The following is a 26,630-nucleotide window of genomic DNA, read 5'->3' on the forward strand; positions in this document are numbered from 1 at the left end:
TCCTCCAGCCCTCAGCCCCGTGCCACCAGTCGGGCGATCTCCCGCGCCATCCGGGCGGTCTCCGCCGCGTCGCAGCGATCCCGGCGTACCCGGTGGCTGCACCCGTCCACCGCGCCGAGGCTCAGGTCGCACAGGCCGGGCGTGGCCCGACCCAGCACCACGGTCACCGCCGGCTGTCCCGGGTCCACCTCGGAGGTGTGGAAGCCACCGGCGCGCAGCGCGTACGAGTTACCGGCGGAGTGCGTCTCCACGGTGGCGGGCGCCGCCGTCACCAGCCGGTCGGTGGCCGCCATCTCGTCGACGTCGCCCCGGCTGTGCACCTCGTACACCCGCCAGGCGGGGTCGGCGGGCGCCTCGGTCACCTCGATCAACTCGTTGCGGATCCGCCCGTGCAGCACGTGGCTGAGCAGGTCCCAGCTGTGCGAGTGCATGGTGGACGTGGTCGGCTGGACGGCCGGTGGCTCGGCCGGCCAGGCGTGCACGCAGATCCCGTCGCGGCCGGTGCGGTTCACCGGCAGGCAGGTGAAGCCGAGCGGGTGCCGTACGGCCAGCAACGGCCGCCGCCTCCCGGCGACGTCGTCGAGGACGTCCAGCACCCAGTCGCGGAGCAGCTCCGGCCGGGTGCCCCGGTCGATCTCGCGTTCGAGGTCGGCGTAGCTCATCATGCGTACGGGTTCCTCGCCTGGATGGCCCGGCTCACGATGTCGGCGACCTCGCGGTCGCCGAAGGACCGGGGTAGTGGCAGCCCGAGCGCGGTGAACAGCCGGCGGACCTGCTCCACCGAGGGCTCGTCGTCGAGGCTGACCTGGCCGGCAGCCTCGATGGGCACCCGTCGGCTCTGCTCACGGCTGTACTGCAACTCGATGTTGTAGCGGTTGTAGTAGAGCTCCCTGCGGTCGATCCTCAGGGCCGGGGTCTGTGGATTCTCCTGGGTGATGATGACGCAGCTCGACGAGAGGTCGTAGCGGAAGGTGGTCATCTGCGCGGAGACCCGGACGTCGATGGTGAGCAGCCCGGAGCGCTGCCGGTGCCAGCAGGCGGCCAGCACGGTCGCGTAGGACTCCTTGCGGGTGCGGTCGACGGTCCACCGCTCGCCGGGTGCGTCCGGGGCGAGGCTGCGCCGGAACCGTGCGTACCGCTCGCAGACCTCCTCGTCGGTCGGGTCGATGATCTCGATGGCGAAGTGCAGGGTGGCGTTGCGCTGACGGGCGTGTTCCAGGCACTCGGGCAGGGTGACCGCCCGGGTGTAGGTGCCGGTGCCGCCCTTGAAGTTCCACCGGTCGGTGTGCCGACGGGCCTCGGCCAGGGCCTGCCCGACCTCGCTGCCGTGCAGGACACGGACCATGGAGACGCTGTCGATCGCCTCCCGGGCCCGGTTCAGCGCCCCCTCCGGGCCGGTGATCTCCCGCATCTGCGGCACCAGCTCGGCGAGCCGGTCGCGGGTGTCCCGGACCGCCTGCCGCACCTCGCGCTCGGCGGTCTCCCGGCGCAGCCGGTCGCGCAGCACTGCCTGGGCGAGCACGCCGAGGATGAGCAGGGTGGCGCTGTTCACCACGTCCTGGCTGACGCCGTTGTTGAGCCCGAGGATCGCGACGATCAGGGCCAGGAGCAGCCCGATGAACGCGTCGAGATTCTTGACGACCCAGGTGAAGAGGCCGGCCATGACATCCCCCGGTCGATGACGGAACCTCCATGATAACCCTTTGTCAATATGGTGATCACGCGTTGTTCCGGGGCCCCGCGTCCTGCCGCGACGGTGGTTCGCCCAGCCGCCGGGCGGCGCAGATCAGCGACCCGCCGAGCCCCGGCGCGACCCGGGCGAGCAGCCGGGAGGTGACCCAGCGCCCGCCGGGCAGCCGCCACCCGACGTGGTTGGAACGTAGCGCCAGCGGTGCGAACCCGGCCCGGCGCAGCACCCGCCGCAGCAGCGACGCGGTGAACGGTCGGATGTGCAACCAGAGGTACGGGTGCAGCGGGTCCACCTGGCGGGGCGCGCGGCCGGCGAGGAACGCCAGTCGGTCCTGGACGGTCGCCAGGTTCGGGGTGGTGAGCACCAGCAGCCCACCCGGGACAAGGACCCGGTGACACTCCCGCAGCAGCGCCACCGGGTCGTAGACGTGCTCGATCAGCTCACCGGTCAGCAGCCCGGCGAAGCTGCCGGCGCGGAACGGCAGGCCGCGGGTGGCGTCCAGACAGACCGGTAGCGCCCGACCGGCGGTGGCCCGGCGGGCCGCGTCCAGCGCGGCCTCGGCCATGTCCGCCACCACGAGTGGCACGGGCAGCTCCGTCGGGTCGACCATGCTGCACGGGCCGCTGCCCAACTCCAGTACCGGCCCTCCCCCGAGGACCTCGTCGACCATCAGCCGGGCCGCGACCGCCCGGCGGACCCGGTGGTACGGGTCGTCGACGTACCCGTTGACCTGCGCCCCGTCGTGGTAACTACGCCGGTTGGCGCGCCGGCCGTGCTCCTGCGCGCTGCCCGACGAGGCCCCGGTCGGTGGCTCGGCCATCGCACCCTCCACTGCGGGCGCCGCCTCCGGCGACGGCGACCGCCTCCAGCCTCGCACCATCCGGCGGCGCGCGGTGTGTCGGGCGGCCGCGCGTCCGGCGCGGTCAGGGGGTCGAGAAGGCGGAGCCCGACGGGTCACCCGTCTCCGGTCGCGCCAGACAGTGCACCAACCAGACGTCCGTGCCGGAGATCTGGACCGGCCAGGCGTCCCGGACCCAGCCGGCGGTGGCGCTCCGATCGGCGCTGCGAGACGCCATGACCGAAGCCGAGCAGGCCGCGGTGACGACGGGGTGGGCCATCAGATCGTCCTGGGGCACGTCGACGGCGTCGGCGGGCAGCCGGGTCGCCGCGAACGTCTCCCAGGAGTGCTCCCCGGCGCAGTCGGCCTTCCGGGGTCGCATGGCGTTCCCACTGATCGCGACCAGCCCGTCCCAACACAGCGGGCTGGTCGGGCAGAGGGTGGCGCCGCAGGCGACGAACCCGGCCGGCGCGGCCGACGGCGTGGTGTCCGGCGTCGGGCCGGCGCCGGCCCTCGAACCACCGTCGCCGATCGTCTGCCAGGCCGTGATCCCGCCGACGAGGGCGAGCACCGTCGCCCCGGCCACCAGCGACCACCGCCGCCGGGCCGATGCGACCGGCCGGTCCGCGACCGGCGGCACCGTCACCGGTCCGGATGCTGCCACCGGTGCGACCGGGAGCGGACCGGGCGGGGCCACCGGTGCGCCCGGAGCGGGCGCCGCCACCGGTGGGGCGGCGGGCGGCGGTAGCGGGTGTCCAGGCATCCCGTTCGCGGCGGCTCGGGCCGCGCCGGCCAGCGCGGCTGCGGACGGCCAGCGGTCGGCCGGCGCCTGGGTAAGGGCCCGCTCGATGACGGCGCGCACGGGTGGGGGAACGTCGTCGCCGAGGGCACGGGGCGCCGCCTGGACCCGTTGCAGGGCCACCGCGTACGGGTTGTCCCCGGCGAACGGGCGGTGCCCGGCGAGACACTCGTAGGCGGCGAGCCCGAGCGAGTAGACGTCGCTGAGCGCGGTGGCAGGTTGCCCGAGCACCTGCTCGGGTGACAGGTAGGTGGGCGTGCCGAGGACGACGCCGGAGACGGTGAGGTTCGTGGCGTCCCGGTGGCGCGAGATACCGAAGTCGGTGATCAGCAGCGAACCGTTCCGACGAACCAGCAGATTGGCCGGCTTGATGTCGCGGTGCACGATCCCGCAGTCGTGGACCGCCTGCAGTCCCTCCGCCGCCTGCGCGACGAGGTGCATCGTGTCGGCGGGGGTCAGCCGGCCGTGGCTGGCCAGGATCTGGGAGAGGGAGTGCCCCTCGATGAACTCCATCACCAGGAAGGTGAGCCCGTCGCTGTGACCGTAGTCGTGGATCGAGGCCACGGCGGGGTGGTTCACGCTGGCCATGGCCTTCGCCTCGACCAGGAACCGGCGCGCGAAGTCCGGTTCACCGGCCACGTCCGGGAGCATGGCCTTCACCGCGACCACCCGGCCGAGCACCTCGTCGACCGCTCGCCAGACCTCGCCCATCCCACCGGCGCCGATCCGGGCGTCGAGGCGGTAGCGGTCGTTCAGTCTCAGGCCAGGGCGCAGCATTCCCTCTCCCCGTCCAGGGGTCGGCGCATCCTGGTCAGGCCGACCGCGCGACATCATGTCACAGCGCGTGGGAGGGCCCGCCGGCGTCGGGCCCGGTCGCGGTGCCGGGTCCGGTCCCGATAGACGACCGACGCGGAGACCCGTCGCCTGCGGCTGCCCGTGACCGGCCCCGACCGTCCCACCGCCGAGAGACCGTCAACCTCCAAGACCCACGAAAGGCTCACTCCTCTGACGCGGTGGAGAGCGCTCCTCGCACAGCCCTGTGCTCAATCGTCCCCGACCACGGCCAGGTTGTCACCGAGTACGGTGGCGATCTCGGCGGCGCGGGAGTGGTCGTCCAGCCGACGGGTCAGGTAGGCGCAGGAGTGCCGGTGGTCGAGGGACCACCAGGCGGCGGAGCCCCCGATGCCACCCTTGGCGATCTTGCCGCGATCACGGAGGAAGCCGAGCGTCCAGGTGAGCCGGGTGCCGAAGACCTGGTCATGGCCGGTGACCTGCGAGGTGAGCAGTTCGGTGTGCAACTGCGGCCCGAGCAGCTCACGCAGGGGCCCCTCCTCGCTGGTGATCGAGGAGAAGAAGCCGGCCATGGCGGTCGCGGTGGTGTGGAGGTTGGCCGCGGCGAACACCGTCTGCCGCCAGTCGCGGGAGTTGACCCGGCGGGTGTCCAACGCGCCGTCGGGGATCTGCAGCCACGGTGCCGCGTGCAGTTGCCGCGGCCAGTCCGGGCTGGCGTACTCGAGGTCGGCGACACGTTCGAGTTCCGTGTCCGGCACGCCGAACCAGGCGTCGAGAGCGAGCGCGGGTCGCACGACGCTGTCGTACACCTCCTGGAGGCTGCGTCCGGTGGCGGCGCGGAGGATCCCGTCGATGAGGTGGCCGTAGGTCAGTGCGTGCTCCCCCAGCGCGGTGCCCGGGGCGTACTCCGGCGCCGTCCTCGCCAGACTCTCCCGTAGCCCGGCGTCGTCGAGCAGGTCCAGGTTCGCAGCCTCCTGCGGAAACCGGGGCTGCCCCGCCTGGTGGGTGAGCACCTGGCGCAGGGTGGTCCGCTCCTTGCCCTCCACTCCGTACTCTTTCCAGTACGCGGCGACAGGCTCGTCGAGGGCCAGCGCACCGTCGCGGACCGCCACCAGCGCGGCGAGGGTGGCGAACGTCTTCGACAACGAGTAGGGCTGGACCAGCGTGTCGTCACGCCACGGGCGTCGCCGCTCCACATCGGCCCATCCCCCGCTGAGCCGGACCACCTCTCGCCCGTCCCGCCACACCGACACCCCCGCGCCGGTCTCCCGCCCCTCGTCGACCAGGCGCTGGAACACCTCCCGTACGGCGTCGTACCCCTGCGCGGTGAACCCTTCGACCTTCAATGTGCCCGCCTCCCCGTCATCCTGGACCGTCAGCGGCGTCGGTACGGCCCGCGCCAGCCAGAGGACGCGCTTCTGCAAGACCAGCAGCGGCACGCCGGAGGGGGCGGGCTTGATGACAACCGCCCGCCTTACCCTACCCCGGTAGGGTAACGCGGGCAATTGACAACCGCCGCTCTCTGCTTGCGCGACGACGAACGGGCTGCCCACGTACGGGTGTGATCGCCACTATCTTTGTCACCGTGCTCGTTACCTGGAACCTGATCGACCACCCGCCGCTGCCGCTCGACGTCACCGGGCACGAGGACTCCACCGTCGTCGGACTCAACGCGTCCCGCCGGGCCTGGCGCCGCGCAGCCGCCGGGGCCGCGTCGTGACCCGCCGCACCGGCCCCGCCGCCCGCGACACGGCAGCCAGCCCGAGTTGCACGGTCACCGTGTGCCGGGGCTGCTGCTGCGGCACGGGCAAGATCCCCGGTGTCGACCACGCCGGCCAACTGTCGCAGCTGCGGAAGACGCTGGCCGGCGCGGCGCAGGTCCGGGTCAGCGACTGCCTCGACACCTGCGAGTACGCCAACGTCATCGTCGTGCAACCCTCGGCTGCCGGCCGGCGAGCCGGCGGTCGGCCGGTCTGGTTGGGCCTGGTCAACGACCCCGACGCCGTCGGGGACATCGCCGCCTGGGTCCGCGCCGGTGGCCCCGGCCTGGCGGATCCGCCAGGCGTACTCGACCTGTACGCGATCAACCCCGCCCGACGGACCCGTCAGCAACTGGCCTGAGCACCCTGCCCGCAGCGCATCACCCGCCAAGGCGGCGGGCGGGAGCGATGGGAACTCCTGGAGGTTCCTACGGCGTGCCGGGAAGCCGGACCGTGACGAGCAAACCGCCGGCGGGGCCGGGGACGAGGTCGAGGGTTCCGTCGTGGGCGCGGACGATGCTGTGCACGATGGCCAGGCCGAGTCCGACGCCGGCGTGCCCGTCGGTGCGTACCCGTTCCGTTCCGCGCCGAAAGGGTTCGGTGAGGGCCGGTACCAGCTCCGGGGGGAGCCGGCGACCCGTGTTCTCGACCCGCAGCACGCTGGTGTGGCCGCGCGCCTCGGTGTGGACCGTCACCGTGCCGCCGGCGGGGAGGTTGTGGACGACGGCGTTCTGGACGAGGTTGGCCACCATCCGCGCCAGCAGCTCGGCGGAGCCGATGGTCCGGGCCACGCCGCCGGTGACGTCCAGTGTGATCCGGCGCTGTTCGGCGAGGGGGAGCAGCGTTTCGGCGGCTTCTTCGGCGAGGAGGGAGAGGTCGACGCTCTCGCGGGTGAAGTTCCTGCGGTCGCCGCGGCTGAGCAGCAGGAGGGCCTCGGTGAGGTCGATCGCCCGCTGATTGACGGCGTGCAGGCGTTCGAATATCTCGCCAGGGTCCTGTGTCGGACCGTTGCGGGCGACGTCGAGAAGCGTCCGCGAGATCGCCAATGGGGTGCGCAGTTCGTGGGACGCGTTGGCGGCGAACCTCTGCTGCTCGGCGACGTTTGCTTCGAGCTGTGCGAGCATCGAGTCGAACGCGTCGGACAGTTCACGGAATTCGTCCTGGCGGCCCTCCAGCCGAATCCGGTGGGACAGCGATCCGTCCGCGGCCACGCGTGTGGCATTCGTGATGCGGGTCAGCGGCGCGAGCATCCGGCCGGCGAGGATCCACCCGCCCAGGAGGCCGAACACCAGCAGAAGGGCCAGCACCACGGCTGCCCTCGGGGCGAAGGCGCGGAGCAGGTCGGAGCGGTTCGGTACGAACATCACGGGAACGGGGAGACGGGCGCGACCGGGTGCGGGCAGCTGGGGGTTGTCGACCACCTCGGGTACGTACCGCAGCAGGAAGACCCAGACTGTGCCGAGGAGCAAGCCGCCTGCCAGCATGACGAAGCCCGCATAGCTGAGGGTCAGTTTGAGGCGGACGCTCAGACCGGGCTCCCTATCCACGGTCCCCTCCCGCACGCTCGGTGCCGGGTGCCGCGTCGATGCGGTAGCCGACGCCGGGCACCGTGGCGATGACCCATGGTTCACCGAGCCGTTTCCGCAGTGCGGAAACGGTGATGCGCACGGCGTTGGTGAAGGGGTTGGCGTTCTCGTCCCAGCCCCGTTCCAACAGCTCCTCGGCGCTGACGATGCCACCCTCGGCGGCGACGAGGACTTCCAGCACGGCGAACTGCTTACGGGTGAGCGCGACGTAGCGTCCGTCGCGGAAGACCTCCCGGCGGAAGGGGTCGAGCCGCAGGCCCGCGATCTCGCGGACCGGGGGCCGGGCGTACCCGCGTCTGCGGTCGAGCGCCCTCAGCCGCAGGACGAGTTCCCGCAGGTCGAACGGTTTGGTGAGGTAGTCGTCGGCACCGAGCGCGAACCCGGAGGCCTTGTCGTCGATCCGGTCGGCGGCGGTGAGCATGAGGATCGGGATGCCGCTGCCGGAGGCGACGATGCGCCGGGCGACCTCGTCGCCGGAGGGGCCGGGGATGTCCCGGTCGAGGACCGCGAGGTCGTAGGAGTTGACGCTGAGCAGTTCCAGGGCGGTCTCGCCGTCGCCGGCGATGTCGGCGGCGATCGCCCCCAGCCGCAGACCGTCACGGACGGCTTCGGCCAGGTAGGGCTCGTCCTCCACGATCAGTACGCGCATCCCGGAACCCTATGACCTCGTGGTGGCCCACCAGTGGCGCGACGCCAGCGCGGCCAGCCCGGCGCCGATCGCGTTGACCAGGACGTCGTCCACGGAGGACACCCGGTCCAACCGCAGGACGTACTGCGTGGTTTCGACCAGGACCGAGCAGCCTGCCCCGAGCGCCAGGATCCGCGGCACGGACGCCAGCGCCGCGAACCGCACCGGAACGAAGAACCCCAGCGCCGCGAAGATCAGCAGGTTGCCGCCGATCCCGACCGGCCCCATCGTGGCCAGGTCCCGCAACGGGACCAGACTCACCCGGCCCGGGACGATGCCGGCCCCCGGCCCCGGCATCATGGTCAGCCACACCATCGGCACCGTCCCGTAAATCATGCCCACCTCGGCCAGCGACATCCGCCACGCCGACGAGACGCCGGCGGCACGCCGACGGTGCGCCAGGGCCCACACCACCAGTGCGGCCAACGGCAGACCGACCAGCATCATGAGCACCACACCGTTGAACGTGTCGTAGCAGCCGTGCCACCGCCCGGCCAGGCACCTCGGAGCGGACATCATGAGCGGCCGCCGTACGGCGAACACCGCGCTCGCCAGCCCGAGGACAGCCAGGCCGGCGAGCACGATCCCGCGCGTACGGCGGGGCGGTGCCGGGAGGGTTCCACTGCGGTTCATGCCGCTATCGAAGCCGGAGGACCGTTGCGGTGGCGTATGCGCTTCTGGATACGTCCGCGATACACGCGGTGCCCACCGACGGCGACGACCACCACGTGCCGACAGACACGTCGGAGGTGCTCACCCCGCTCGCGACGTGGGCCGGGTTCCCGTCGCCCGATCGTGTGGTTTCCGGGCCTGGTTGCGGCAGGCGTCGATGATGTCGGGTCGGAGCAGGTGGCCGAAGCCGGCGTTGTCCAGCCGTAGCGTGATCCCTCGACGGTCGGTGCCGAGGGCGGTGGCGGTGGCGTCGAGGTTCCAGTCGTGGGCGGCGAGTTGGGACAGCAGGTGCCCACGGCGGGTCTGGGCGGCCGACAGCCGGAACGTCTTGAGGTAGGCGAGTTGGCCGGTGTCGTCGGTGATCATCTCGCCGATGTGGTTCTCGGTGCCCGGGTCGAGGGCTGGCAGGAAGCGGGACAGGGTGAAACGTCCCATTCGGTACACCGGCGTGAACGTGAGGTGCGCTGCCGCGAGCAGCCCGCCGGCCATCACGGTGTGGAAGGCCGCCCAGTCGGCGCGCGCCTGGGCGAGTCGCCCGCGCAGGTCGGCGACGCTGTCGACGGTCGTGTCGTCGAGACGGGCGGTGAAGCCGGGCACCGCCGGGTACAGGTGGGCGTACTGGAAGATCAGCTCACCGTAGAAGTCCTGCAACAGGGTCGGGTGCAGGGCGCGGTAGTCGTCGGGATGGCTGACGACGAACGCCGCGGCCAGGGCGTCGGCGACGTAGAGCACCATTCCGCACTGGCCAGGGTGGATTTCGAAGACGCGCAGCGCGTCGTCGAGGCCGGGAATCGCCGTGCCGGTGTAGCTGGCCTCGACGCGCGGGGACAGGCCGCGGGCGACGGCCTGGCGGGTCCATTCCTGCCAGGCGATGGACGGCCCGCCGAACTGCAGGGCGAGACAGCCCTCCATCGCCAGGTGCAGCGGCAGGAAGCGGAGCCGCTGGTCGCCGTCCCGGCGGGCCATGCCTCGCCGGAACGCCAGCCGGATACCGGTGGGGGCGCCGGACGCGGCGGGATCGCGTAGCTGGGTGCCGTAGGCGGCGGCGGGCGTGTCGTCGGTGGTCCAGCTCGCGACGAACGCGTGGGGCACGTAGGAGACGTAGGCGCTGCGCGGCCCGGCGTGGACGATCGACAGTTCGTCGGGGTCGTGGAGGCGGGCGTGCAGACGCAGATCCGAGATGGGTACGGGCCGCAGCAACGGCACCAGGCGTACCGCGCCCCACGTCTGGTCGGGGGCGACGGTCAGCCCGGTCAGGTCGATCCCGTCCACGGGTGCGGTGGTGGTCATGGGGACTCCTGCCCGCCGGAGTCGTCGGTGAGGAACCGGTCCACCCGGTCAGCGAGGTGGCGGCGCAGCTCGTCGAGGCCGGCGTCGCCGGTGGCGAACCGGGCCAGCTCGACGAGGGCCGGGACGTCCTCGGCGTCGCGCACGCCGACGGTGGCCACAGCCGGGGCGAGGCGTCGTACGTCGAAGGTGTCGGCATCGTAGACCGGGTTGAGGTGCACGATGCTCGTGCGCTGGTCAGGGTCGAGGCGGGTACGCCAGACCCGGAGCACCTCGGCGGCCTGTCCGGGCGGGGCGTTGTCCCACCCGTCGGAGACGACGACGAGCCGATCGGGTCGCTGTTCCAGGCCGTCGAGGATGCGTTCACCGAGCGCGGTCGCTCCGATGGGGTGCACCAGCAGCGGGTCGCCACGGTGGTTCAGCCACAGTCCGGTGTACTCGGCCGCGAGCGCCTCCAGCAGGTAGTGCGTGGCGAGGGCGACGGCAAGGGGCCGGCGACGTTTGACCCCGGAGCCGGAGGCGGAGTAGCTGTCGTCGAGGACCGCCACGACCCGGCCCCACGTGCCCGCCTGCCGACGTGCGGCGCGCCGGGCGGCCGCCCGCAGCGCGCCGGTCAACTCCTCGCGGCGCCGTTGCCGCTCCGGCCGGGACAGCGACAGCGCGTAGACGGCGAGGCGGGTCAGTGGCACCGTGGCGAGGTCCATGGCGACCGCGCCGACCTCGTGTCGGGTGGCGGCCGACTGGAGCCGCAGCCGTTCGCCGTCGGTGAGCTTCGGCGCGATGCCCTTGAGGAAGCGAGATCGGTCGATCCCATGCTGGGCGGCGAGCCCTTCGGCGACCGTGTACGGCAGCTCGTACAGCGCACGCCGGTCGTAGTGGGCGCGCCGCCACGCCTCCAGGATCGGCGTCTCGTAACGCTTGGGGCGACGCCAGTCGAACAGCACCGTACCCACCTCGGCGGGCAGCGCAAGGTGGGCGTGGCGGGCCGCGACCGACAGCGACCGGCGGTACTTGACCGCGTCGAACGCCGGATCCGGTCGGCCAGCCACCCAGTCGCGCACGATCGCCCTGGTACGCCGGTTGTTGATGCCCAACCGGCGTAGTTCACGGAACACGGAGTACACCCGTTGGGGCGGCAGTAGCCGCAGCCGCGCGGCGATCAGCCGCCCCTCCACCGCCCGCTGCTCGGGGCTCGCGGTCGACGCGGTGCGCAGCAGGTTCGTCACGACCATCGCCGCGTTGAGATGGTTGATCTCCAAAGCCGCCGTCGCCGCGTAGAGGTCCCGGTAGTTGCCCAGCACGTACTCGTGCAGGAAGCCCAGCGACATCTGCTGGGTGCTTGCCCGACTGTGGAACTCGCGCTGAGCCGTGGAGGCGATCGCGGCGTTGACGAACATGAGCACGTCCTCGCACGCGACCCGTTCCGACAGCGACACGTCCACGACCCAGCTTCCTCGACGGGCGGCAAGCGGGCCGGCCGGGGAATGAAGGCACGAACTGCGAAGTATCGCTTCACATGCGGGTTCCGGAAGTCGCAACCAAGTCCCACGGCCGGCCGGGCCACCATACCGTCACGATCACCACGGACGCCACGAACAATCGAGCCGCCAGCAGGACCTCGGTCGTCGTCCTCGCTACCCGGAGCAGGTCTCGAGGACGCTCGGGCCGGAGATTCCGTGTCTTCCTGTCCGCCGCCCGACCGCCTCAGCCACCACCCCCGTCGCCGGACGAAGCCCCGGTGATGGCGTGGATCTCCCGCCCGATCATCTCCACCAGCGGCACAACGTCGGAGTTGCCGAGGATGACGCCGACCCAGCTGGTGTCCGGGTAGATGCTCCAGTTGGCGCAGACACCGGGGTTGCCGCCGGCGCGCTGGAACGCCCACTGGCCGCCGACGATCTCGGCCGAAGGCCCGTACGTGCCGAACGACGCCGGGCCGTGCGGGACCTTGGCCGCGGTGAGTACGGTCGCCCAGGGCCGGTCCAGCAGCGTGCCGTCGCCCAGCGCGCGGGCGAACCGGATCAGGTCCGGTGCGGTGGCGAAACCGCCGTCCCCAAGGGCGTCGATGAAGGCGCGACCCGGGTTCCGACCCAGCATGTACGGGTACGGGCTGCCCTTGTCAAGGTTGCGGACGGCGTCGACCTGGCTTCCGTCGGCCAGGGTCATGTACGGGTGCGCGATGTGCTCGTCGGTGAGCCACTGGGGCCTGGTGTGGAACGCCGAGCCGGTCATGCCGCAGCGCCGGAAGATGTTCTCCTCGACGTAGTCCCAGTAGGTCCTGCCGCTGACGGCCTCCACGATCAGCGCGGGGACGACGGTCTCGGCACCGGCGTGGATGGTGTTGGGAGTGCCGGGTACGCCCACCAGCTCCGCCTGCCGGGCCCACCGCTCCCGGTACTCGTGGACCTCCTCCCGGCTCTGGAAGACCCGTTGGATGTCCTCCTCGGGGGTATTCATCCCGGAGGTGCCGGAGAGCATGTGGTGGATGGTCACCCGCTCGGCGATGTCCCGGGCGAAGCCCGTCAGGTGTTTGCCCACCGGGTCCGACAGCTGGAGCTTGCCCTGCTGCGCCAGTTGCAGGACGGCTATCGCGTTGAACGGCTTGCCCGCCGAGCTGAGGGTGAACGCGGTGCCCTCGCCGTTGCGGATTCCTCTTTCCCGGTCGGCCATGCCGTAGCTGCGGGACAGCACCGTCCGGCCCCGGTGGGACAGCATCACCACACCCGAGAACCTGCCCTCGGCGGCAAGCTGCGCGACGTACCGGTCGTAGGCTCCGCCGGGCAGGGTGTCCGGCGGGATCCGGTCGTGTCTGGCCGGGGCGGCGTTGCCGATCCCGGCGTTCACCAGCGGCACCCCGGCCGCCACCACGCCGGCGCCCGCCAGCCCGCCCCATTTGAACAGCCTCCGCCGGTCGACACCACGCGTCGAATCCGATTCCATGATCACGGTCCCTTCCCAGTCGACGAACCTGGCGCCCCCGGTGGTGCGCTGTGGTCCGTCCCTCCACTGAAGACGAGAGACCGTTGCGGTGGCGTATGCGTTTTCCGATACGCCCGCGATACCCGATCCGGGAGGATCACTGCTCCTCGTATGCCGCGGCGATCCCGCGTGCGACCCTGACGGGGTGCCGTTCGCGCGAACCTGGGCGACCTCCCGCCATTACCGACAAGCGTGTTCGAGGGTCAACGCGGCATGGTGCGGGCGTCGGCGACAGCGCGGCCGGGATCTGTGTGGGGGAACTGGTCCAGCATGGCGCGGACCTGCCCGGCGTCGACGTTCGCGCCGAACAGGTCCGTGCCGGGTTGCATGCGTACGCCCTCAGCGAGCGGCCCGGCGACGACCGGATCGAAGCCGACCGTGTCGACCAGGTCGGCCACCGTCGCGACGCTGTCGGGGTCGTCGCCGGCGATCGCGATGGCTTTGCGGCCCGGGGCGCCCGCCGGCCGGGCGCCTTCGTCGAGGTCGTGGTAACCCATGTGGTTGAACGCCTTGACGACCCGGGACCCGGCCAGGAACTCCTGCACGATCTGGCTGGACGAGGTGCGCGGGTCGGTCAGGTCGTCACGGATGCCGTCCACCTCCCACCAGTAGTTCATCGCGTCGATGACGAGCTTGCCGCGTAGCGCTTCGGCGGGGACGCTGCGGTACTTGCCCAGTGGCAGGGCAAGGACCACGATGTCGGCCCGCTCGGCGGCCTCCGTCGGGGTGACCGCGACAGCGCCCGGCGTGATGATCTCGGCAATCAACGCGATCTTCGCCGGGTCGCCGGAGCCGGCCAGGAGCACGTCGTAGCCGGCTGCCACGACGAGCCGGGCCAACACGGTGCCGAGTTTGCCGGCGCCGAGGATGCCGATCGTGGTCATCGTCATGCCCCCTGGGAGGTGAGGATGTCGCGGACCATGGGCGCGACCTTTGCGCCGAACAGCTCGACCGCCCGCATCCGGGCACTGGTGGACTGCGCCCCGGCGGTGTAGATCATGTCGAACCGGCCAACGCCGAGGGCACCAACCGCGCGGGCGATCTTGCGGGCGACGGTCTCCGGCGAGCCGATGTAGAGCGAGCCGTTCGCCACCTCCGCATCGAAGGTCGCCCGGCCGAGCGGCGGCCAGCCCCGCAGCGCACCGATCCGGTCCATCTGCACCTTGTACGCCGGGTAGAACAGCTCCTTGGCCTCCTCGTCGGTGTCGGCCACGAAGCCCGGCGAGTGCATGCCGACCGGGTGCGCGACCGTGCCGAGCTGCTCGGCGGCCCGCCGGTACAGGTCGACGTAGGGCGCGAACCGCTCCGGCTGCCCGCCGATGATCGCGAGCATCAGCGGCAGACCGTGCCGGGCGGTGCGTACCACCGACTGCGGCGACCCGCCCACCCCGACCCAGGTGCTCAGCCGGCCCGACTCGGTCTTCGGGAACACGTCCGCTTCCTCCAGCGCGGCCCGCGTGGTGCCGCTCCAGGTCACCGGCTTCTCGTCGAGCAGCTTCACGAACAGGTCGAGCTTCTCCTCGAAGAGCACGTCGTAGTCGCTCATGTCGTAGCCGAACAGCGGGAACGACTCGGTGAACGACCCGCGCCCGAGGATCACCTCGGCCCGGCCGTGGGAGATCGCGTCGACCGTGGCGAACCGCTGGAAGACCCGGACCGGGTCATCGGAGCTGAGCACGGTCACCCCGGAGCCCAGCCTGATCCGGCTGGTCCGCGTCGCGATGCCGGCGAGCACGGTCTCCGGGGTGGAGATCGAGTACTCCGGGCGGTGGTGCTCACCGAGCGCGATCGCGTCGATGCCGAGTTCGTCGGCGAGCACCGCTTCGTCGACGACCTGGCGGATGGCGGCCGCATGCGAGACGAGCCGGCCGTTGTCGTCCTCCGGCACGTCGCCGAAGGTGTCGAGGCCGAGGATGAGGTCGCTCATGGCATTGGCTCCAGTAATCGGCACGTCGAGGACGGGACGACCACGGCAACTACCGGAGGTGCGGCTTTATGCCCGGGGCCCGGAAGGGCCCAGCGGTCGGCCCCGGCTGGTTGACCACGCCGACGCCGGTGTTCTGGACGGCCTGCGTCCTCGGGGTGGCTGCGGTGGTCGGTGCCGTTGAGCGCGAAGTAGCGCACAGCGGCGAACTCGGCCTTGATCCAGTGGGCGGCGAGAAGCGACCTGCACACACCCCGTGAGCATCCTAGGAGGATGCGGGTTCGCACCTACGGTCGCGGCAGCGCTCGGGGGTCCTGTCACCACAGGCCGCAGCGCCCTGGTGATCGCGGATCCAGACTGACTCAAGGCCATGAGTATTTGGTTGACCGCAGCCGTTGACGGGGTTCTCTGGTCTAGCCCAGTATCTTGTTGAGTCGCGACGTGCCACCGGCTCCGGTCATGAGCCTCAAATGCCTAGGAGTACGCCCATGCGAAGCAACTACCGTCGGGGACGCTGGCGCTTTTCACGCCCAGTGGCCGGCTGCGCGATCGCCTCGCTTCTCGGTGCGGTCGCGCTGGTGGGCCCACCGGCCACGGCCAGTGGCGCCGCAGCCACGCCGCCTCTCAGTCCCCAGCCGCAGGAACTGACCGTTACCGGGACCCCGCTCGACCTGCCGGCCGCTGTGACAGTTGTTCGTGGCGCGGCCGCTGACCAGCCGGCCGTCGACGCCGTGGTGGCTGCCTTCACCGCGCACCACACGAGTGTCACTGTCACCGGCACCGATCCGGGTGCCGGCACAACCGTCTACGTCGGGGGAACGCAGGAGACTCCCGCCAGCGCGGCGGCCCTGAACGCGATCGGTGTCAGCGCACCGAGCAGCCTGCCGGATCAGGGGTATCTGCTGGCCACCGGTACGGACTCTGCCGGCAGGCAGCGGGTCGTGCTCTCCGGCGGCCAGAAGGTGGGCACCTTCTACGCCACACAGACCCTGAGACAGCTCCTGACGCCGGATTCTTCCGGCACGACGATCGCGCGGGTCACGATCAAGGACTGGCCGTCCTTCACATTCCGCGGTGGGATGGACTCGGCCAACCCCCCGCCCCCGGGGGTGGCCCGGTGGACGAAGGCCGACCGGCTGGAACAGGTCGAGGTCCTCGCCCGGAACAAGATGAACCGCTTCTTCTACGGGCCCGCGGCTGACCCACGCACGGGCGGTAGCGGAAGCAACAACTGGCGCACCCCGTACACGGACGCGGAACTCGGCGACCTACGGGAAGTCGTCGCCAAGGCCAACAGCCTGCATGTCGCGTTCGTCTACCGGATCTCACCCGAGATGCCGCTGGACCAGGCCAGCGGCATCTGCCACTCCTCCGCCACGGAGCGCAACACCCTCCTCTCCCGGCTCGACCAGATGTACCAGATCGGGGTCCGGCACTTCGTCATCGCCTGGGACGATGTCTTCCCGACGCGGCCGTTCTCCTGCGTCAGCGACAGCCAAAAATACGGAACCGGGGTCACCGCGTGGGCCCGGGCGCAGGCCGACGTCACGAACTTCGTCCAGACGAATCTCGTCCGAGCCCGCGCCGGCATGGGCCAGCTCTACACGGTCAGCAGCGAGTACGCCGGAATGGCGGTCAGCAGCTACCGCACCGAGTTCGACACTCGGCTCGACACCGCAGTGGGGGTGTACTGGACCGGTCCCGAGGTGCTGTCGCCGACCATCACCCGGAAGAATCTCGACGACGCACAGTTGGCGTTCCCCCGGCACCGCCTCGCCATCTGGGACAACTTCCCGGTCAACGACCAGGTCTGGGACCGGCTCCAGATGGGCCCGCTGGTCGGGCGCGAGGCTGCGCTCTCCGCTGCTCCAGGGATCCTGTTCAACGAGATGACCCAGCAGGGCCCCTCCCAGCTGCCCCTGCTCACGGCCGCCGACTTCGCCTGGAATCCGGGGCGCTACCAGCCGGAGGACTCCTGGTCCCGCGCCATCGACACCCTCGGTGGGCCGAAGGCCAGCCAACTGCGAACCTTCGCCGAGATCAACCGCTCGTCCGTCATCGACCACACCGACTCGGTGGCGCTGGCCGATGCCATCAGGAGCTTCCGCAATGCCCTCCGTACCGGAAGCGGGGTGGACAACGCCGCCGCCGTACTCAAGCAGAGGCTTTCCGCTCTCAAGGCGGCCAGCACGGACCTGCAAACCATGAACACCAGCTTGACGACCGGGGCGGGACCGTGGTTGCAGCAGACGGTGCGCCTCGCGGACGCGGCGACCCGCGCCGTGGACCTCCTGACCGCCGAGCGCGCCGGACAGACCACCATTGCCAACAACCTCCGCCAGGAGCTCCGTAACCTCCTTCCCGCCATCGCGTCCCATCCCGAGTCGGTGGCGCACGGCGTGCTCCACCCGCTGGTGACCTTTGCGCTGCGCCGGGGCGTCGACAGCGTCGATCTGAGCGGAGACGGGCGCTCCGATGTGCTGGCTGTCATGGCGAACGGCACGCTGAACGCGTACGAGAACCTACGCACCACGGTGAACTGGCCGGAGCTGGGCGCTACCCAGACGGTCGGGTACGAGTGGTCGGCCACGCAGCTGCCCATCGTCGGCGATCTCGACGGTGACCGGCTCGCGGACCTGCTGACTGTGACCAGTACCGGGGCCTTGGTGCAGTTCAGGAACACCGGGTCCTTCACGGGTGGCATGTTCACGGCCGGCGTCCAGGTCGGCAGCGGCTGGCAGGGGATGCCGGCGGTGCACCTGACCGACCTCGATGACGACGGGCGCGCCGACCTGCTGGGAGTGTTCCCGGACGGCACGCTCAAGGCGTTCCGTAACACCGGGATGAACAACGGTGCCGTCACCTGGGGTCCGGCCGTCCAGGTCGGCCAGGGGTGGAGCACCGCCGAGCGTCCCGTCGTCGGTGATCTCACGGGTGACGGAAGAGCCGACCTGGTGTCCGTCAAGTCCGACGGATCGCTGTGGCACTACCTGAACACCGGCAGCTTCACCGGAGGAATGTTCGCTGCCGGTCAACGGGTCGGTGAGGGCTGGACCGGTCACCTGGCCGTGCACGTCGTCGACCTCGATGGCGACGGACCTGCGGATGTGCTCGGTGTCCTGGCGGACGGGACGCTTGCCGCCTTCCGCAATCAGGGCGTGACGAACGGGCGTGCCAGCCTGGGCCCCCGAGCTTCGGTGGGCCACGGCTGGAACCCCAGCATGCTGCCCACCCCGACCGACCTGAGCGGCGACGGTCGCGCCGACCTGATCTCGATCAACGGGGAGGGCAGGCTCCTCACGAACATCAATGCCGGCCGCTTCGCAGACGGGTTGATGTTCCCGACGACGGCAGCACACGGCCCAGGCTGGCAAGGAACCCTCTTCCTTCGCTGACGGGCTGCCTGAGTCCGCCGCCGGCCGGCAACGCCGACGAACTCCATGCGTGGCGGCGCGGCACCGCCTGGCCCGGGTGGCGGGGTGCAGCTCGTACGAGCTGCACCCCGCGCCCGACCCCAGGACCGCAGGTGCGGGTGTGATCGTCGTGTCCAGAGAAGACGGCGGGCTCGGCGGGCTGCGCGAGGTACTCGTCGACCGCCGCCACCGACCCGGACCGGACGCTCGCGGCGACCGCGAGCGTACTGGCCGTCGGGCTGGTCACGGCCGCCGTGGCGGTGGCCAGCCGACGCCGGCCGCCGGCGATCGGCGCGGTGACCATGGGCCCGGGCGGCCGGGTCAGCCTGCGCGGCACCCGTGCCCCGGCGCTGCGTCCGGCCCGACCCCGGCCATGGTGGGCACGCGTACTGCGGGCCCACCGCCTGGTCGTCGACTCCTGACCCCGCCCGCTCCCCCGCCACGCCGCGCCTCGCCGTGCGGCGTGGCGGCACTTCTCACGGCAGGGTCGCCGCGTTGCCCGACGCCGCGCAGCGCACCCGTCCGATCCACCCGGCCGTGGCCACGGCAGTGCGAGCAGCCATCGAGCAGCGCTCGGTGCGGATAGCTGGCGAACGCCTCCCGAGCACCCGTGCGCTCCGGGCGGCGCGTGCGGCGACACTGCCGCCTGGCGTACGGTCTCCGGCCCGCGCGGTCAGTCGTCGATCGCCTGGTAGACGGCGGTCCAGAGGTCGTGCCACATCGGCAGACTCTGGTCGCCCGCGTGCGCCCGCTGCATCATGAAGATCGCCGTCATGTCCTCGGCGGGGTCGTTGTACCAGGCGGTGCCGTAGTAGCCGGGCCATCCATAGCTGCCGACCGAGGGGCCGAGGTGCGTGCGGTGGGTGCGGACCGACATCCCGAAACCCCAGCCCATGGCGTCGAAGTACCCCGGCCAGAACCCGGACACCGCCTTCTGCGCCGGGGTCAGGTGGTCGGTGGTCATCAGGGTCACCGACGGCCGCGAGAGCACCCGCTCACCGTGGCGGGTGCCGCCGGCCAGCAGAGCCGAGGCGAAGGCGAGGTAGTCGTCGGCGGTCGAGACGAGCCCGCCGCCACCTGACTCGAACGACCGCGGCCGGCTCCACCGCCCGTCGGGGGCGTCCTCGACGACCGGCTCACCGGTGGCCGCGTCGTCGAGCTCGTACGCCGTCGCCAGCCGGTCGATGCTCTCGCCGCCCACGCTGAAGGCGGTGTCGGTCATTCCGAGCGGACCGCAGATCCGCTCGCGCAGGGCATCCCCGAAGGACATGCCGGTGGCCCGGGCGATGAGCACGCCGGTCACGTTGGCGGCGGTGTCGTACATCCAGCGCTCACCGGGCTGGTGGACGAGCGGAAGCGCGCCGAGTCGGCGGATCCACTCGTCCGGCGACGGCTGGCCGAGTGTGTCCAGCGCGTCGGCGATCGGCACCGTTCCCGGCTCGGCGGGGACCATGCCGGTGCCAAGGGTGTAGGTCAGCAGATCCCGCAGCGTTATCGGACGCTTCGCCGGGACGGTGTCCTCCAGTGGCCCGTGAGGACTGGCCAGCACGGTCATGCCGGCCAACTCCGGGAGGAGGTCGTCGACCGGGTCGTCCAGGCGGAGGGTGCAGTCCTCGACGAGCGTCATCGCGCACGCGGCGACGATCGGCTTGCTCATCGAGCCCAAGCGACAGATCGTGTCGCGCGCCATCGGCGTCTGCGACCCTGCGCCCTCGAACGCGAGATGGCCCGTTGCTTCGACGTGCACCTCGCCGTGGCGGGCGAGAACGGCCACCACACCCGGGACGAAGCCGGCTTCGACGCGACGTTCGAGCAGCTCCCGCACCCGAGCCAGCCGTTTCGACGAGAAGCCGCCAGCAGTCACCTGTCTCCTCCTCGTCCGTCCATCCGTTCGCAACCTACACGTCGTGCGACGACCGTACGGTCCGGAGGCGTATCGACGCGGTCACCGTGCCAGACCCGGAAGGTGGACCTGAACGGGCTCCGCTGGTCAGCAGTCGGCCGACGATGCAGGCCCTCCGGCGCGAGCAGTGGGTCACGCGCGGGGATGCCCGGTGATGCCGTCCAGGATGGTGATCAGGTTGTGGTGGAAGGTCTCCTCGGCGTCGAGGTGGGCGCCGTCGATGACGAGCCGGGCGACGGTGGGGTAGCGACCTGTTTCGAGCATGCGTGTCAGGTAGGGCCCGAGGGCAGCCTGCCAGGCGGACATGTCGGTGCCGGTCGAACGGGCGGCGCGCCGCTCGGTGATCTCCCTACGCAGCGCTCCGACGATGAACGCGTCGAGGGCGCCCACGGCCCGCTGGAGATCGTCGATACCGCGCACGCCGGGGGCCCGGCTGAGCGCCGCCGCGATCGATTCGCCCACGGCGAGCGCGTGAGGTCCCAGGCGTGGCCTTCCGCCGAGCAGGTCGGCGAACCACTCATGGTCAAGGGCGGCTTCGCGGGTCGCCTGGGCGAGGGCCAGCACCGTGGCGCGCCACTCGGAGTGCTGGCCGGCCTCGGCGATCTGGGCATACACGTCGTCGACCATCAGGTCGAGCAGTTCGGATCTGTTGATCACGTAGTCGTAGAGCCGCATCGGACCGACGCCGAGCTCCTTGGCGATCTTGCGTACCGACAGCCCGTCGAGGCCGTGTGCGTCGGCGAGCCGGATCGCCGTGGCGGCGATCGTCGCACGGCTCAGCGGCACCGGCGCCGCCCGCGGCTGAGGCTCGGGCCGTTCCCAGACGGGCAGCAGTGCGTTACCGTACGGCGTATCCATAAGATACAGCGTACGGTAACGGAGATGTCGATGCGAATCGCAATCGCCGGCGGTGGCCTCGGCGGCCTGACGCTGGCCCGGATCCTGCACCGGCACGGCATCGGCGCGGTGGTGTACGAACGCGAGGCAACCCGATCCGCGCGATCACAGGGCGGCTCGCTCGACCTGCATCCGGAGTCCGGGCAGCAGGCCCTGGCCGCGGCGGGTCTCGCCGGTCGGTTCCGGTCCGAGGCACGGCCGGAGGGCGAGGAACATCGCATCCTCGACCCGGCCGGACGCACCCTCGTGCACCACAAGCCACAGCCCGGCTCATTCTCCGGACGCCCCGAGATCGACCGCAGCGCACTGCGTGATCTTCTGCTCGATTCACTCCCCCGCGACGCGGTGGCCTGGCAGCACCGGCTCGTCGCGGCGACGCCACGACCCGACAGCGGGTTCGGGCTGACGTTCGATGGCGGCCACAGCGCCGACTGCGACGTCCTCATCGGCGCGGACGGCGCACGCTCGGCCGTCCGGTCGCTGCTGACGGACGCAGAACTGTCCTACGTGGCCACCCTGGTGGAGCTGAGCATCAGCGACGCCGACCGGCGCCACCCGGATCTCGCCGAGCTGGTCGGCCCCGGAAACCTCTGGTGCGTCGGCGTGAACCAGATCCTGGCAGCGCAACGCCTCGGCGACGGCAGCATCCGCGTCGGGATCTCCCTACGCGCGGACGACCGCCACCTGGACACCTACCGCAGCAAGCGCGCTCTGCTGGACATGTTCGACGGCTGGAACCCCAGCCTCACCGCACTCATCGAAGCCGGCGACAGCCCGCCGACCCCACGCAGGATCGAGGCGATGCCCACCGGTACACGCTGGGCCCACCAGCCGGGCATCACCCTCATCGGTGACGCCGCGCACCTCATGCCCCCGGTCGGCGAGGGCGCCAACCAGGCCATGCTCGACGCCGCCGAACTCGCCGCCGCACTGGCCACCAACCCCGCCGACCCCGACTCGGCGATCCGGACGTACGAGGAGGCGATGTTCACCAGAATCCACCCGATCGCCGACATGTCCGCACGAGTCCAGGCGATGATGCTGTCCCCCACCGCAGCCGACGACATCGTCCGCTTCTTCACGGCGCCGCCCACCGGGCCGACACCCGCAGATTGACCGTCGCTTGCGAGGGGGCACCGCCACCGAGGTCTGCGGTGCCCCCTCGCACGGGAGCGGTGTTACTCGGTGACGGTGACGATCCGGCGCCGCCTGGCGAAGAAGAACAGCGCGGCGCCGATCGCCACGACACCACCGCCGATCCCGCCGAGGAGCGCCGCGTTGGCCCCGGTGACCGGCAGGCCACCGCCGCTGCCGCCGACTGTGACGACCAACTCGACCTCGTCGTTGGCCGGGTTGGAATCGGCGTTCTCCGGGTACGGCCGGACCCGCAGGGTGCCGTCGTTACCCGGCGTGGAGATGATCCGGAGCTTCATCTTCTCCTTGACGCCCTGGTAGCCGGAGGCCTTGGCCGGGAACTCGCTCTCGGTGCTGCAGTTGACCTCGGGCAGCTCCTTGACCGGGCGGCCGTCCTTGTCGAGGAAGTTGCACCACGGCCCGTCGTGTTCCTCGTCGGCCACCAGCACGGTGCCCGTCGGCGCCTTGAACGTCCAGCCGGCGCCGCCGTCGGAGGGGCCATTGTTGATCACCGTGTACGGGATCTCGACGATGTCGCCGATGTTCCCGCTGACCGGCTCCGCGGTGACAGCGAAGTCGTGCTTGTTCGGCTTGGTCCAGATGGCGAAGTCGGCCCAGTTGTTGTCGGTGTTGCCCTCACGTCGGCTGGCGGCCCGGGTGGTGGGCTTCAGCTCGGCGACCGCGTCCGCGAACGTCTTGCCGGATGCCCCCCTACGGGTCAGCTTCGTCGGCGCACGCTCCGACTCAAGGTCGTCGACGAGGCCGACCTGGACGGCTCCACCAGTCTCTTCGGGGCCGCGTAGGTTCTTGCCGAACGCGACGTGGAAGAGCGACTTGCCAGTCTCATCGGCGAAGTCGAGCCCTTGGCCGGCACCGAGCGGGTCCAGGTCCGGAGGTGCCGGGCAGGTGACCACATTGGGGCCGTACACGTAACCGTCGGGGTGCTCCCCCGGCCACCAGTCCCGGTACTCACAGTCCGAGTACTGCTCGACGATGCCGGCGCCCGTGGGCACCGAGATCTGGACGTACCATTCGCCGGTCGGTGTGTCGCCGTCGTTGTAGATGGCGGCTTTCACCGGACGCACGTCGCCGCCGCCGACGGGGTCGGCCGCGCTGTTGACGTCCGCGGTGAACGCGACCAGATCCGGGCCGCTCTCGACGATGGAGACGTCGAGGTCACCGACGCCGGTGTGTTCGGCGCCGTCGGGGCCGAACGCGCGTATCGTGCCCTTGACCGTGCCAGCGGGGCCCGGCTTGGACTGCTGCTTGCTCTTGAGCTCGAACGCATGCATCCACTCGGTGTGCTCTGCGGCCAGGCCCGGGAGTTGGCAGGTGACGATCCGGCCGTCGAGCTGGCAGTAGTCGATCCAGTCGGGCACGCTGATGTCGACGTCGCGCAGGCCGCTGGCGTCGAACGTCATCGTCACGTCACTGGCCGGCTCGTCGCCCCAGTTGTAGGCGTAGGCCCCGACCAGCCGGCCGCTGTTGTCGACCTCGCCGATGGTGTCGTATGAGATCTCCAGCTGTGGTCCCGCGGCCAGCACGGGCGAAGATGTCGAGACGCCGACGGACGTGGCGACGACCAGTGCGGCCGCGCCCGCCGCCAGGCGGAACCTGAGGGAGGACATGGGGTTGGAAGATACCTGAACGTCCCTCGCCACACTGCCCGCGCGGCCTGCCGGCTCGGGCGTTCGACAGCGGGGCGGCTGCTGAGCCGGCGAGGGCCGAGGAGAGCGCGGGCGCTGAATGCCAGATCCCCCGCGATGGCGGAGGTTCCCGATTCGAACGGAATAGGAGGAAGCGCCCGCATGGCCTCGGCCCTCGCCGGTTCTACCCAGGGATCAACTCGCTGAGTCGATCGAGAGTGTACGTCTCCGACCCGTCCGGCAGGCCCTCCGGTGCCTCGATGCCGACGTAGGTGACCGGCTCGTCGGGCAGCCGTCCGTCCCACATCGTCACCTCCGCCTTCGTACGCCACCGGTCGACCAGGTAGGCCATGGTGAGGTACCGCCGCTCCACCAGTGCGCGTACCCGGTCGGCCGTGGTGAAGGTGTTGCCCTCCACCCGGTTGAACGACGGCGTACCCCGCAGGTAGAGGTGCAGCCACACGGCCTGCCAGCCATCGTTGTTCCTGGCGAACACCATCGGCAGCGCGACCCGGCCCTGGCCGCGCAGGTGCGAACGCGCCCGCACGGTCCGTGCGTCGAACGGGGCGCCGAGCTGGTCCGGGGTACGCGTCTGGTACCCGAACATCGACTCGGCGACCTCGTCGAACGACTCGCCCGCGTAGATGTTGACCTGCGGAACCACGTAGCGCCCGCGGACGGTCAGGGGCACGTCGATGAACTCGGTCGCACCGTTCTTCGCATTGGTGACGTCGCCGGAATGGACCACACCGTCGTGGCGGTAGTTCGTCCAGGAGACCTGGCCCGCACTGTGGAACTCGTCGTCGAGCAGCAGCACCGACAGGTCGTAGTCGGTGCGACGACTGGTCTGACGCCAGTAGGTGAAGAAGCGCAGCAGCTCACCGGAGACCGACGCCCGCGAGCCCCTCGGCAGCACCGCGAACCCGCCTTCGGCCGCCTTGCCGGACAATGGCAGTGCGACGTCGAGCACCTCCGGGTCCACCACCAGCGGTCGTTCCGACTCCGGCAGCCGGGCGCTGACCTCGCCGTCGAGCAGCGACGACAGCTCGGCCACCAGCTCGGGCGGCAGCGGTGGCCGCTCATCGGGACCGACCCACGCGGTGCGCGAGCGGCTCGCGTACATCCGGGCGGAAGCGGGAGTCAGCCGGTTGTCGACATGCTCCCGCAGCGACAGGAGCACCCGGCCCGACGCCGACCCGAGCGCACCGGTGACCGCTTCGACGACAGCGGTCCGCTCCGACGGCGACGCCATCCGCAGCAGCCGGTCCGCATTTCGCAGGAGCAGGCCCGGCGCGGCCGACAGCACCGACGCGGCCCGGCCGATGGCTCCGGCCCGGATCGCCGCCTCCGCGCGGCCGGCGAGGTTGGGTACCCGTCGCTCGCCGCGCGCCACCGCGAACACCTGCTGCGCGTACGGCCACTGGGCGTACTCGTGCGGGTGCAGCCGCTCCCCGAGCCGCTTCCACCGCTCCGCGTAGCGCACGACGTCACCGAGCTTTTCCGGGCTCGCCCCGACGACCTCGTTCAGCGCGGCCAGCAGCATCCGCCGCTCCGGCCGCCGGAAGGCACGGAACCGCGTGGGTGTCACGAGCGAGGCGTCCCCGCCGGAGACCTGGCAGGCCAGGCGCAGCACGTCGGTCGTGGTGTCCACGGCGACCAGCGGCCGGGCGAGGACGAGCCGGATCCCGTTGAGCACGGCACGGTTCTCCCGAACCGGGATCTCGGCCGGCTGCGCACCGTCCACACAGGCGACCGCAAGCTCGCCGAGGATCGCCAGGTCCGCCTCGCCGTGCGGCGTGGTGCTGCCGGCCAGCGCCAGGTAGAGCCGCTCCGCCTCCACCTCGGCGGTGTCGCCGAGCCGCAGCAGGGTCACCCGGTCACCGGCCGCGGCGACCAGGTCGTCGTGCACGGCCAGCAGCTCGGCGTACGTGTGCTGGTAGGTGCCGTAACCCGGCAGGTCGAGCAGGTTCACCCCACCCGAGGCAACGGCGTCCCGCAGTTGCGCGTCGGTCGCCGTGCCACCGCCAGCGAGCACGGCCGCCCGCAGCCGGTCCGTCCAGAACTCGACGGTGTCCGGCACGTCGTCCGGGAAGCCGATGAAGTAGGCGTTGTGCTGGACGTGGTCGCCTACCAGCTCGCGCACCGCCGACACGACCGTGGCCGCGAGGTCCATCGCCGGCCCGGGAGCCAGGGCGCCGACGTGTTCCAGCAGAGCCCGCGACGCCGAGAACCCGACGTCGAGCAGCGCCGCGTCCAGTTGCCGGGCCACCGCCGTGCCGTCGCCGGCCGCGCCGGTGCTCGCCGGCACACGCAACGTCCTCTGGATGATCAGCTTTTCGAGCACGTGGTCCTCACCTCCGGCTCCAACTCGGGCGGGTGCCATCCGCAGCGGTGGCACAGTGGGTCGCCGGGGACTCGAACCCCGAACCCTTCGATCCAACAAGGAGAAGGAAGCGCCTCCATGGCCGCACAGGCGGAGAACGGACGCGCTACTCAGTCGAATGCTCTGCCAGTTGAGCTAGCGACCCAGATGTCGATCATCGCACCGGCCGGGCCGACATGGCTATCCGGTTTCCACGTCCCTGCCACGTACCTGCCGGTGCACCCGAGATCCGGACGGGC

At 71.1% G+C, this 26,630-nt stretch carries 22 protein-coding genes and 1 tRNA gene; 5 read left to right on the forward strand and 18 right to left on the reverse strand.

Annotated elements, in window-relative coordinates; translation table 11 throughout:
• Positions 1-11: 11 nt before the first annotated feature.
• From IGA62_RS00970 to IGA62_RS00990, 5 genes are all read right to left on the reverse strand, one after another.
• Positions 12-665, reverse strand: a complete 654-nt coding sequence (locus IGA62_RS00970; RefSeq protein ID WP_145817064.1) for a hypothetical protein — start codon at positions 663-665, stop codon at positions 12-14.
• Positions 662-1,663 carry a hypothetical protein gene (locus IGA62_RS00975; protein WP_145817062.1) on the reverse strand — a complete coding sequence of 334 codons (1,002 nt, stop codon included), beginning with the start codon at positions 1,661-1,663 and terminating at the stop codon, positions 662-664. Before IGA62_RS00975 ends, IGA62_RS00970 begins: the two co-directional genes overlap by 4 nt.
• Before the next feature lie 55 nt (positions 1,664-1,718).
• The gene (locus tag IGA62_RS00980; protein WP_145817060.1) at positions 1,719-2,510 is read right to left on the reverse strand and encodes a class I SAM-dependent methyltransferase; all 792 of its coding nucleotides are present in this window, start codon (positions 2,508-2,510) and stop codon (positions 1,719-1,721) included.
• 103 nt (positions 2,511-2,613) lie between these two features.
• The gene (locus IGA62_RS00985) at positions 2,614-4,104 is read right to left on the reverse strand and encodes a serine/threonine-protein kinase (protein ID WP_186499786.1); all 1,491 of its coding nucleotides are present in this window, start codon (positions 4,102-4,104) and stop codon (positions 2,614-2,616) included.
• A 266-nt stretch (positions 4,105-4,370) separates the two neighbouring features.
• Positions 4,371-5,558 (reverse strand): serine hydrolase domain-containing protein, encoded by a 1,188-nt coding sequence (locus IGA62_RS00990; RefSeq protein WP_198501177.1) that lies wholly within the window; start codon positions 5,556-5,558, stop codon positions 4,371-4,373.
• A gap of 146 nt (positions 5,559-5,704) precedes the next feature.
• Between IGA62_RS00990 and IGA62_RS30515 the strand changes: the two genes are divergently transcribed.
• Together IGA62_RS30515 and IGA62_RS00995 are read left to right on the forward strand one after the other, a co-directional pair.
• Entirely contained in the window at positions 5,705-5,839 is a 135-nt protein-coding gene (locus IGA62_RS30515) for a hypothetical protein (protein ID WP_269780477.1), read from the forward strand.
• Positions 5,836-6,240 carry a (2Fe-2S) ferredoxin domain-containing protein gene (locus IGA62_RS00995; RefSeq protein WP_145817056.1) on the forward strand — a complete coding sequence of 135 codons (405 nt, stop codon included), beginning with the start codon at positions 5,836-5,838 and terminating at the stop codon, positions 6,238-6,240. The genes IGA62_RS30515 and IGA62_RS00995 overlap by 4 nt, the downstream gene beginning before the upstream one ends.
• Before the next feature lie 67 nt (positions 6,241-6,307).
• Here IGA62_RS00995 and IGA62_RS01000 read toward each other — a convergent pair whose 3' ends face one another.
• From IGA62_RS01000 to IGA62_RS01035, 8 genes are all read right to left on the reverse strand, one after another.
• Complete coding sequence (locus IGA62_RS01000; RefSeq protein ID WP_269780478.1) at positions 6,308-7,441, reverse strand: sensor histidine kinase; 1,134 nt, start codon at positions 7,439-7,441, stop codon at positions 6,308-6,310.
• Positions 7,419-8,114: a response regulator transcription factor gene (locus tag IGA62_RS01005; RefSeq protein WP_145817054.1), complete on the reverse strand. Its 696-nt coding sequence runs from the start codon at positions 8,112-8,114 to the stop codon at positions 7,419-7,421. The genes IGA62_RS01000 and IGA62_RS01005 overlap by 23 nt, the downstream gene beginning before the upstream one ends.
• 9 nt (positions 8,115-8,123) lie before the next feature.
• A complete protein-coding gene (locus IGA62_RS01010) occupies positions 8,124-8,786 on the reverse strand; it encodes a VanZ family protein (protein ID WP_145817052.1) in 663 nt (220 codons plus the stop codon).
• A 120-nt stretch (positions 8,787-8,906) separates the two neighbouring features.
• The gene (locus IGA62_RS01015; protein ID WP_145817050.1) at positions 8,907-10,115 is read right to left on the reverse strand and encodes an ARPP-2 domain-containing protein; all 1,209 of its coding nucleotides are present in this window, start codon (positions 10,113-10,115) and stop codon (positions 8,907-8,909) included.
• Positions 10,112-11,554, reverse strand: a complete 1,443-nt coding sequence (locus IGA62_RS01020; RefSeq protein ID WP_145817048.1) for a hypothetical protein — start codon at positions 11,552-11,554, stop codon at positions 10,112-10,114. Before IGA62_RS01020 ends, IGA62_RS01015 begins: the two co-directional genes overlap by 4 nt.
• A gap of 262 nt (positions 11,555-11,816) precedes the next feature.
• Positions 11,817-13,052 (reverse strand): serine hydrolase domain-containing protein, encoded by a 1,236-nt coding sequence (locus IGA62_RS01025; protein ID WP_145817046.1) that lies wholly within the window; start codon positions 13,050-13,052, stop codon positions 11,817-11,819.
• A gap of 242 nt (positions 13,053-13,294) precedes the next feature.
• Positions 13,295-13,981 carry an NADPH-dependent F420 reductase gene (locus IGA62_RS01030; protein ID WP_232624839.1) on the reverse strand — a complete coding sequence of 229 codons (687 nt, stop codon included), beginning with the start codon at positions 13,979-13,981 and terminating at the stop codon, positions 13,295-13,297.
• The gene (locus IGA62_RS01035) at positions 13,978-15,018 is read right to left on the reverse strand and encodes an LLM class flavin-dependent oxidoreductase (protein WP_145817044.1); all 1,041 of its coding nucleotides are present in this window, start codon (positions 15,016-15,018) and stop codon (positions 13,978-13,980) included. Before IGA62_RS01035 ends, IGA62_RS01030 begins: the two co-directional genes overlap by 4 nt.
• Positions 15,019-15,503: 485 nt before the next feature.
• On the opposite strand from IGA62_RS01035, the gene IGA62_RS01040 reads away from it, so the two are divergent.
• Complete coding sequence (locus IGA62_RS01040; protein ID WP_190289243.1) at positions 15,504-18,410, forward strand: beta-N-acetylglucosaminidase domain-containing protein; 2,907 nt, start codon at positions 15,504-15,506, stop codon at positions 18,408-18,410.
• 278 nt (positions 18,411-18,688) lie between these two features.
• Positions 18,689-18,850, forward strand: coding sequence for a hypothetical protein (locus IGA62_RS01045; protein ID WP_190289244.1), 162 nt, complete (start codon positions 18,689-18,691; stop codon positions 18,848-18,850).
• A gap of 251 nt (positions 18,851-19,101) precedes the next feature.
• Here IGA62_RS01045 and IGA62_RS01050 read toward each other — a convergent pair whose 3' ends face one another.
• Together IGA62_RS01050 and IGA62_RS01055 are read right to left on the reverse strand one after the other, a co-directional pair.
• Positions 19,102-20,292 (reverse strand): serine hydrolase domain-containing protein, encoded by a 1,191-nt coding sequence (locus IGA62_RS01050; protein ID WP_145817039.1) that lies wholly within the window; start codon positions 20,290-20,292, stop codon positions 19,102-19,104.
• 171 nt (positions 20,293-20,463) lie between these two features.
• The gene (locus IGA62_RS01055; RefSeq protein ID WP_232624840.1) at positions 20,464-21,279 is read right to left on the reverse strand and encodes a TetR/AcrR family transcriptional regulator C-terminal domain-containing protein; all 816 of its coding nucleotides are present in this window, start codon (positions 21,277-21,279) and stop codon (positions 20,464-20,466) included.
• On the opposite strand from IGA62_RS01055, the gene IGA62_RS01060 reads away from it, so the two are divergent.
• The gene (locus IGA62_RS01060; protein WP_145817037.1) at positions 21,220-22,344 is read left to right on the forward strand and encodes an FAD-dependent oxidoreductase; all 1,125 of its coding nucleotides are present in this window, start codon (positions 21,220-21,222) and stop codon (positions 22,342-22,344) included. The genes IGA62_RS01055 and IGA62_RS01060 overlap by 60 nt on opposite strands.
• A 62-nt stretch (positions 22,345-22,406) precedes the next feature.
• Here the strand turns inward: IGA62_RS01060 and IGA62_RS01065 are convergent, their stop codons facing one another.
• The 3 genes from IGA62_RS01065 to IGA62_RS01075 form a co-directional block, all read right to left on the reverse strand.
• Entirely contained in the window at positions 22,407-23,990 is a 1,584-nt protein-coding gene (locus IGA62_RS01065; protein WP_145821882.1) for an LPXTG cell wall anchor domain-containing protein, read from the reverse strand.
• A 202-nt stretch (positions 23,991-24,192) separates the two neighbouring features.
• Positions 24,193-26,352, reverse strand: coding sequence for a TerD family protein (locus IGA62_RS01070; protein WP_145817035.1), 2,160 nt, complete (start codon positions 26,350-26,352; stop codon positions 24,193-24,195).
• Between the two features lie 56 nt (positions 26,353-26,408).
• Positions 26,409-26,536, reverse strand: a tRNA-OTHER gene (locus IGA62_RS01075).
• Positions 26,537-26,630: the final 94 nt, after the last annotated feature.

The organism is Micromonospora sagamiensis (genome assembly GCF_014680085.1).
Taxonomy (GTDB): domain Bacteria; phylum Actinomycetota; class Actinomycetes; order Mycobacteriales; family Micromonosporaceae; genus Micromonospora; species Micromonospora inyonensis.

What these genes read in the sequence shown, in the direction of transcription:
- IGA62_RS00970 (WP_145817064.1), bottom strand. Translation starts at nt 665, where the DNA reads ATGATGAGCTACGCCGACCTCGAACGCGAGATCGACCGGGGCACCCGG.
- IGA62_RS00975 (WP_145817062.1), bottom strand. Translation starts at nt 1,663, where the DNA reads ATGGCCGGCCTCTTCACCTGGGTCGTCAAGAATCTCGACGCGTTCATC.
- IGA62_RS00980 (WP_145817060.1), bottom strand. Translation starts at nt 2,510, where the DNA reads ATGGCCGAGCCACCGACCGGGGCCTCGTCGGGCAGCGCGCAGGAGCAC.
- IGA62_RS00985 (WP_186499786.1), bottom strand. Translation starts at nt 4,104, where the DNA reads ATGCTGCGCCCTGGCCTGAGACTGAACGACCGCTACCGCCTCGACGCC.
- IGA62_RS01005 (WP_145817054.1), bottom strand. Translation starts at nt 8,114, where the DNA reads ATGCGCGTACTGATCGTGGAGGACGAGCCCTACCTGGCCGAAGCCGTC.
- IGA62_RS01010 (WP_145817052.1), bottom strand. Translation starts at nt 8,786, where the DNA reads ATGAACCGCAGTGGAACCCTCCCGGCACCGCCCCGCCGTACGCGCGGG.
- IGA62_RS01015 (WP_145817050.1), bottom strand. Translation starts at nt 10,115, where the DNA reads ATGACCACCACCGCACCCGTGGACGGGATCGACCTGACCGGGCTGACC.
- IGA62_RS01025 (WP_145817046.1), bottom strand. Translation starts at nt 13,052, where the DNA reads ATGGAATCGGATTCGACGCGTGGTGTCGACCGGCGGAGGCTGTTCAAA.
- IGA62_RS01030 (WP_232624839.1), bottom strand. Translation starts at nt 13,981, where the DNA reads ATGACGATGACCACGATCGGCATCCTCGGCGCCGGCAAACTCGGCACC.
- IGA62_RS01035 (WP_145817044.1), bottom strand. Translation starts at nt 15,018, where the DNA reads ATGAGCGACCTCATCCTCGGCCTCGACACCTTCGGCGACGTGCCGGAG.
- IGA62_RS01040 (WP_190289243.1), top strand. Translation starts at nt 15,504, where the DNA reads ATGCGAAGCAACTACCGTCGGGGACGCTGGCGCTTTTCACGCCCAGTG.
- IGA62_RS01060 (WP_145817037.1), top strand. Translation starts at nt 21,220, where the DNA reads ATGCGAATCGCAATCGCCGGCGGTGGCCTCGGCGGCCTGACGCTGGCC.
- IGA62_RS01065 (WP_145821882.1), bottom strand. Translation starts at nt 23,990, where the DNA reads ATGTCCTCCCTCAGGTTCCGCCTGGCGGCGGGCGCGGCCGCACTGGTC.